The sequence below is a fragment of the Haladaptatus sp. genome (assembly GCF_049589095.1).
Lineage (GTDB): Archaea > Halobacteriota > Halobacteria > Halobacteriales > Haladaptataceae > Haladaptatus.
On the sequence record NZ_JBAWAC010000097.1, the window covers coordinates 1 to 6,900 of the forward strand.

Sequence of the window (6,900 nt, forward strand, 5' to 3'; positions counted from 1 at the left end):
TCGTCGAAACGCGCCGCGAAAAACGGAATCAAGAGCGTCAAGCGGAACGCCATCGGCGCACCGATGGAGGAGACGGAGGAACCGGCCGAATCATAGGTTCAGCGAATCCAGGTCGGCGACGAACGCCTCCAGCATCGAACGGGTGACGTGCGGCATGCAAACGATTCGGAGTTCGCCCGACCCTGTCGGAGAGACGCGCCAGCCACGCTCCTGGAGTGCCTCGACCGTCTTTCGGGGCACGTCGATGGCGACCAGCGGGAGCACGGGGTCGACCACGTCGTAGCCCCGCGACTCGAAGGCATCGGCAACCCACTCGGCGTTGGCTTGAGAGCGTTCGTACTGCTTTCGGTAGCCGTCGGACCACAGTTCGTCCATCGCGGCCCACGCGCTGGCTACCCCTGCACCGCTCCGCGTTCCGGTCAGGGTGGCTTGCGAAGTCGATTCGAGGTACGGCGTTTCGACGGCCAGCGCATCGAGCACGCGGGATTCGCGGGCCAGGAACCCACCCGCCGGAACCGCCGCCTGTCCCATCTTGTGTGGGTCGATACCCATCGTATCGACCGCGGCGTGGTCGAAGTTCCACTCGTGGTCCGTGAACGGGAGGACGAACCCACCCCACGCGGCATCGACGTGGAGCAACGCTCCGGCGTCGTGTGCGATTTCGGACAGCGCCGGAATCGGATCGACGCGCCCGTATTCGGTCGTCCCGGCGATACCGACGACGAGAACGGTATCGTCGTCCACCAGTTCTGCCATCGCGTTCGGGTCGGCGCGCCGGTCCTCGTCCACCGTACCGAGTCTGAGTTCGACGCCCAGCACGTCCGCCGCCTTCTGGAAGCTGAAATGTGCGCTCTCGGAGGCGACGACGTTCGGGTCGTCGCTCTCGGAGAGGTTACGCGCGGCGCGGACGGCTTGGATGTTGGCTTCGGTTCCACCGCTCGCGATGTAGCCGTGCGGGTTCGACAGTCCGGTTATTTCGCCGAGCAGCGAGACGGCTTCGTCTTCGAGCGCGGAAACGGTCGGGTACGTCGTCGGGTCGCCCGGGTTCGACGCCAGAAATCGTTCGGCGGCGTCACGGGCCGCCGGATGGGGTTCGGTGCACATCGACGAAAGGACCCGGCGGAACGACTGACTCGCGGCCACCTGCATACCGAAAAATTCGACGGGACGGGTTTATCGGTTCCGTTATGCACTGCCCACGCGGTTGTACCCCTCGATCTCCTCGATCTGTGACTGGAGTTGGCGCATCGCCGCCTCGGGCATCATTCCGCCCGAGTACGCCTCGTGGACGAGTTCCCCTATCTTCGTCGATTCCTGTGTCCACGCGACCGTCACCGGCCGCGGAATCGCGTTGGCTCCGGCGATTCTGAGCGTGTCGACGTGATCGCCGACGACGGGAACCTGCCGGGCCGCCTTCGACTCCAGCACGCTGACCTCCGGCGGGAGGAGTCCGATGTTCTCGAACAGCATCAACTGAATCCGCTTGTCGGTCATCGCCTCTAGAATCCGAAGCACCGCATCCAATTTCTCCGTGTTCGGGTTGACCGCCATGTGCCACCCGCCGAGGGCTGACGTCGAACCGCCGATACCGGGGTATTCGGACTCCTTCTCGCTCACCGCGTACGGAATCGGCATCACGCCGAGTCGGTCGCCGAGCACCCCCTCGGCCCCCGCACTGGCGATGGCGTACGGCCAGTTGCGGTGCATCACGGCGTCACCCGCCGTAAACGGACCGAGCGAGGAATCCTCGATCCACTGGAGGACGCCGGTTGGAGAGATTTTACCGGCGTAGCCGTCGAGCGCGGCGGGGTCGCCCTGCCCCCAGATGAACGTACGAATCATCCGAATCGAGTTCATCACGCCGGGGTCGTCGATGGTCACCGGGCGCTCACCGATCGGACCGAAGAGGTCCTTTCGCCCGCCGAAGTACGCGCCGCCCCACGAGGTCATGAACTCGTTGAAGTCACAGCACGACAACCCCTCGTAGAGGTCGGCTTGGAACGTGTAGCCGTACGGCACTCCCGACTTGTCCATCGCGTCCTTCGTCGCGTGCGAGAACTTCCGCCACGAGATGGGGTTTTCCGCCCAGTTCTCCGCCTCCGGTTCGTACCCCGCCTTCTCGACCAAATCCTTCCGATACAGCATCACCCCGAAATCCGGATACAGCGGAATCGCGTACAGGTCGCCGTTCGGTCCCGTCGCGGTCGAAACGCTCGCCTCGAAGTAGCCGTTTTTCACCCGGTTCACCACCGACTTCGGCAGGTGCTGATCGAGGTTCAGCAGTTGGTCGCGGACGACGAAGTTCAGCGTCCATCCGCTGTCGGTGAGCAGCATATCCGGATTGGCGAGGTTTCCCGACAGCCATCGCGTGTACTGCTCCTCGCGGATGTCCGTCTCCTCGGTACCGGCGATGACGTCGATGTTGATGTTTCTCGGGAGGCCGACCTCCCACAACAGTTCCTGAAGCGGTCCGGCGACCGACGCCAGATCCGAGTCCGCACCCCACTGGACCGAAATCGGCGCACGCTGTGCGCTCGCCGTTCCACTGGTGATCGCGGCAGTCGCGCCGCCCGCACCGACCGCTTTCAGCACGTCGCGGCGCGAGACGGTCCGTTCTTCGTGTCCCCTATGTTCCCCCCTCATCGTGTTCCCCAACGAGATACGCCGTCAGTGCTTCTTAGCGTTGCGGCGGGGCATCTCCTCGCAGTGTGGCCGTCGGGATGGGAGGAGGGATCCCGGCGGTCTCTTCGCCCCTCCTGAAAACGAATCGGATCGTTGAGGTAACTCACACCCGCGCGTTCCATTCGGACTGGAGCCAGTGGATACCGCGCCAGAGGTACAGGAGAAGGCCGAGAACGACGAAAATCCCGGTGATGAGCAACAGTGCATGTCCGAGCAGCGGTGATTCGATGAGGTGGAGTTGGTATGCCACCGACGTCGCTCCCCATAGGATCACAAACCCGAGATAGACGATAGAGAGGAATAGCAATAATCGTCGTCGCATGGGTTAGTGTTCCGTCATTACCCTACCGAATACAATAATCGTTTCGCTCGACATCGTTCAAACACAGCTGTTGAGACTGAAAACAGCGGAAGACGACCGAAAACGACCGAAAAACGAATTCTCCTTATCGAACCGAATCCAGCATCAGTTTCTGCTCGACGCGTTTGACCTCGTGTTGCACGTCGCGGACGGCGTCGATGTTCGCCGAGATGGACGAGACACCGCGGTTGACGAGGAAGCGAACCATCTCCGGTTTCGATCCGGCCTGTCCGCAGATGCTCGTGTTGATGTCGTGTTCCCGGCAGCAATCGATGGTTTGGCCGATGAGTTGGAGGACGGCGGGGTGGAGTTCGTCGAACCGATTGGCGACGTTCTCGTTGTTCCGGTCCACCGCGAGGGTGTACTGGGTGAGGTCGTTCGTGCCGAAACTGGCGAACTTGATGCCCGCGTTCGCCATCTCCTCGATCTGGAGCGCACTGGCTGGCGTCTCTATCATCACGCCCCACGCGCGCTTGTCGGGGTCGATGCCCGTGTCGGCCATCAACCTGCGGGCGCGGTACACGTCCTCCGCGTCGTTGACGAGCGGGAACATGATCTGGACGTTGTCGTAGCCCATCTGATACAGTTCGTGGAAGGCGTCGAGTTCGTGCTGGAAGACGCCGGGCTTGTCGAGGCTACGGCGGATGCCGCGCCAGCCGAGCATCGGGTTGTGCTCGTTCGGTTCGCTCTCGCCGCCTTGAAGCTGTTTGAACTCGTCGGTCGGCGCGTCGAGCGTGCGAACGCGGACTGGCCGGGGGTAGAACTCCTCGGCGACGCCGCGGATTCCCTCCACGATTTCGTCCACGTAGGCGTCGACGCCGTGGTCCTCGATGTAGCGCTCCGGCGTCTTGTTGGTCGAGAGGATCATGTGCTCCATCCGGAGCAGGCCGACGCCGTCCGCACCCGTCGCGGCGGCGCGTTCGGCGGCCTCCGGAATCGAGACGTTCACCTTGACTTCCGTCGCCGTCATCGGTTTGACGGGCGTCTTCGGTCGGGCGTCCTCGATGGGTTCGCGTTGTGCTTCCCGCTCGCGTTGTCGCTCCGGTTCGCCCTCCCGGACGGTCCCCTTGTCGCCGTCCAGCGTGACCATCTGGCCGTCTTCGAGTGAGTCGGTCGCGTTCGAACAGCCAACGACCGCCGGGACGCCGAGTTCACGCGAGACGATGGCGGCGTGGCTGGTCATCCCGCCTTCGTCCGTGATGATACCCGCGGCGCGCTTCATCGCGGGCACCATGTCGGGTGTCGTCATCTCCGTGACGATGATGTCGCCGTCGCCGACCTTGTCGAGTTGGTCGAGTTTCGAGACGATTCGCACCGCGCCGCTGGCGATACCGGGACTGGCACCGAGACCGTCCACGATGATTTCGTGGCTTTCGGTCGCTTGGGCGGCTCCACTGCCGTCGGCGACGCCTTCGGACCCTTCGGTCTCGATGGAACCGCCTTCGTTGATCGTCGTTATCGGCCGCGACTGGAGCATGAAGACCTCCCCATCCACGATGGCCCACTCCACGTCCTGCGGGGTGCCATAGTGATCTTCGACTTCCTCGCCGAGCTCGATGAGGCGGTCGATGTCGGCTTCCGTGAGGACGCGGGCGTTCCGTTTGTCGTCGGGAACGCTTCGCTCGACGGTCTCGCCGGTGTCCACGTCCTTCGTATGCATCACCTTCTTGTCGGCGATGGTGATGTCCTCGGCCGCGCCGGTCTCGCGGTCGATGACGTAGTTGTCCGGGGAGACCGACCCCGAGACGACCGCTTCGCCGAGACCCCACGCGGCCTCGATGATGATCTTCGCGTCGCCGGTCGATGGGTGGCTGGTGAACATGACGCCGCTCTTTTGGGCGTCCACCATGCGCTGGACGACGACGGCGATGTCCACTTTGCGGTGGTCGAAGTCCTTCTCCTGTCGATAGTAGATGGCTCGCTGGGTGAACAGCGACGCCCAGCATTCTTTCACCCGTTCGACGAGGTCGTCGCGGGTGATGTTGAGAAACGTCTCCTGTTGGCCCGCGAACGATGCGTCCGGGAGGTCCTCGGCCGTCGCGGAGGAGCGAACGGCGACGAACGCCTTTCCGTCGTCCAGTCCGTCGTAGGCGGCGAGAATACCTTCGCGCATATCGTCAGGAATCTCGGTACCGAGAATGAGTTCCTCCGCCCGCGATTCGGCAGCCGCCAGTGCAGAAGAATCCTCAGTATCAACGTCGACGGCCTCGAACAACTCCTCGTCGATTCCGGTTTCCTCGATGAACCGACGGTAGGTCTTGGCGGTCACGACGAATCCCGGGGGAACGGGGAGGTCCGCGCCCGTGAGTTCACCGAGCGAGGCACCTTTGCCACCGACCAGTTCGAGGTCGTTTGCACTGATTTCATCCAGCCAGAGTACAACCATTGCGTATGGGGGGGAACAAGCAGATAGATAAAGAATGTTCCGACCGAGGCGCTGAAGGAAAGTAACTCACAATCGAATATGGATTTCGAAAGGCAGGCAAAACAGCGTCCGAATCACCCATTATTTCAGAATTAGCTCGCATAATTTACCGACATCCTCACGACGACTGACGACGCCACGCGTCCTGTCGTAGTCGACGAGCCCGACATCCGCCAGTTTCGGCAGGTGGTGATGATACAGCGAGGATTCGATGGACTCGCGTTTTCAAGATCGGTCGTTACGCTTCGATGATATCGTCGTCCTCGGCGTCCGGAACGACCAAATCACCGTCCAGTGCCGTCGTCGCCCGCCCGCCGACCCGCACCGCTTCGTCGTCAACCTGCACGCGCACGTAGCCAGGCCGGTCCACGAAGTGGCCCTGTTCCAATCGCAGTTCGTCGGGGAAACCGTCGGATTTCTCGTTCCCGCTTTCGTTCTCGTCCCCGTTCCCGTCCTCGTCCTCGAACGCACCGAACGCCCGCAGATACGCGCCGACTGCCCCGCTCGCCGTTCCGGTGACGGGGTCCTCCGGAATTCCGACAGCAGGGGCGAACATCCGGCCGTGGAGCGTCGATTCCGCCTCGACGGCGTCGAAGGTGAAGACGTAGATTCCCAGGGCCCCGACTTCCTCGCCGAGTTCCACGAGGGCGTCCATGTCGGGGTCCGCACTGCCGACGTGCGAGAGGAAGTTGACCGGGACGACGAGAACCGGGAAACCGGTGGAGGAGACCGCCAACGGTAGGTCCTCGCCAACGTCGCGGAGCGCCGCTGGGTCGATACCGAGTGCGTCACCCAATCGGTCGTACTCCAGGTCGACGGTCTCGATTTCGGGATCGTCTTGGGTCATCCAGACCGTGCCATCGTCCGTTACGTCGATGTCCAGCACGCCGACGTTCGTCTCCAGCGTGTGCGTCCCCGGTTCGATATCCCCCGCTTCGTACAGGTGAACGTGCGATGCGATGGTCGCGTGTCCGCAGAGGTCGACTTCCGTCGTCGGCGTGAAGTACCGGACGCGGCGGTCCGCCTCCTCGCTTTCGACGAAAAACGCCGTCTCGCTGACGGACAGTTCTCGGGCGATGGCTTGCATCTGGTCGGCCGACAAGTCGTCCGCCGCCGGAACCACCCCGGCCGCGTTTCCGGACAGCGGTTCGTCCGTAAACGCATCCACCAGCAAGGTTCGACAGGTGTGCATGTTCTGTCAGTGGGGACGGGGTGCTGTTTAAGCCTCGGGTCATCACCCTCTCGGTTCTCGATTACGGTCGCAGGTAGCTAGTCAGACACGAAATGTCGTTCCGAAGCTGTTTTAGCTGGGAGTTCTGAAAGGCATCCTATGACTGCGCCTTGGGACGACTGGAACCATATAACCAAGCTCGACCCCGACAAGAGCCTCGCGGGCGACGATACGTTTGCCGACGTGTGTGCGACCGGTACC

Annotated in this window: 7 protein-coding genes; 1 reads left to right on the forward strand and 6 read right to left on the reverse strand. The window is 62.8% G+C overall.

The annotated features are described in order from the left end of the window. Positions 1-96 (forward strand): DUF1508 domain-containing protein (locus WBV42_RS03340; protein WP_423984783.1); only part of this gene is annotated, 96 nt, incomplete at its 5' end. Here WBV42_RS03340 and mfnA read toward each other — a convergent pair. The 6 genes from mfnA to WBV42_RS03370 all read right to left on the reverse strand — a co-directional run bounded on the left by mfnA (position 91) and on the right by WBV42_RS03370 (position 6,660). Next, the gene (gene mfnA / locus WBV42_RS03345; protein WP_423984778.1) at positions 91-1,149 is read right to left on the reverse strand and encodes a tyrosine decarboxylase MfnA; all 1,059 of its coding nucleotides are present in this window, start codon (positions 1,147-1,149) and stop codon (positions 91-93) included. The genes WBV42_RS03340 and mfnA overlap by 6 nt on opposite strands. 36 nt (positions 1,150-1,185) lie before the next feature. Beyond that, positions 1,186-2,643 carry an extracellular solute-binding protein gene (locus tag WBV42_RS03350; protein ID WP_423984779.1) on the reverse strand — a complete coding sequence of 486 codons (1,458 nt, stop codon included), beginning with the start codon at positions 2,641-2,643 and terminating at the stop codon, positions 1,186-1,188. Positions 2,644-2,785: 142 nt separating this feature from the next. Then, positions 2,786-2,932: a hypothetical protein gene (locus tag WBV42_RS03355; protein ID WP_423984780.1), complete on the reverse strand. Its 147-nt coding sequence runs from the start codon at positions 2,930-2,932 to the stop codon at positions 2,786-2,788. Positions 2,933-3,128: 196 nt separating this feature from the next. Next, on the reverse strand, positions 3,129-5,429 hold the full coding sequence (ppsA, locus tag WBV42_RS03360; protein WP_423984781.1) for a phosphoenolpyruvate synthase: 2,301 nt from the start codon (positions 5,427-5,429) through the stop codon (positions 3,129-3,131). Between the two features lie 120 nt (positions 5,430-5,549). After that, positions 5,550-5,681 carry a DUF7344 domain-containing protein gene (locus WBV42_RS03365; RefSeq protein ID WP_423984784.1) on the reverse strand — a complete coding sequence of 44 codons (132 nt, stop codon included), beginning with the start codon at positions 5,679-5,681 and terminating at the stop codon, positions 5,550-5,552. A gap of 25 nt (positions 5,682-5,706) precedes the next feature. After that, positions 5,707-6,660 carry a PhzF family phenazine biosynthesis protein gene (locus WBV42_RS03370; protein WP_423984782.1) on the reverse strand — a complete coding sequence of 318 codons (954 nt, stop codon included), beginning with the start codon at positions 6,658-6,660 and terminating at the stop codon, positions 5,707-5,709. Positions 6,661-6,900: the final 240 nt, after the last annotated feature.

What these genes read in the sequence shown, in the direction of transcription:
- mfnA (WP_423984778.1), bottom strand. Translation starts at nt 1,149, where the DNA reads ATGCAGGTGGCCGCGAGTCAGTCGTTCCGCCGGGTCCTTTCGTCGATG.
- WBV42_RS03350 (WP_423984779.1), bottom strand. Translation starts at nt 2,643, where the DNA reads ATGAGGGGGGAACATAGGGGACACGAAGAACGGACCGTCTCGCGCCGC.
- ppsA (WP_423984781.1), bottom strand. Translation starts at nt 5,429, where the DNA reads ATGGTTGTACTCTGGCTGGATGAAATCAGTGCAAACGACCTCGAACTG.
- WBV42_RS03370 (WP_423984782.1), bottom strand. Translation starts at nt 6,660, where the DNA reads ATGCACACCTGTCGAACCTTGCTGGTGGATGCGTTTACGGACGAACCG.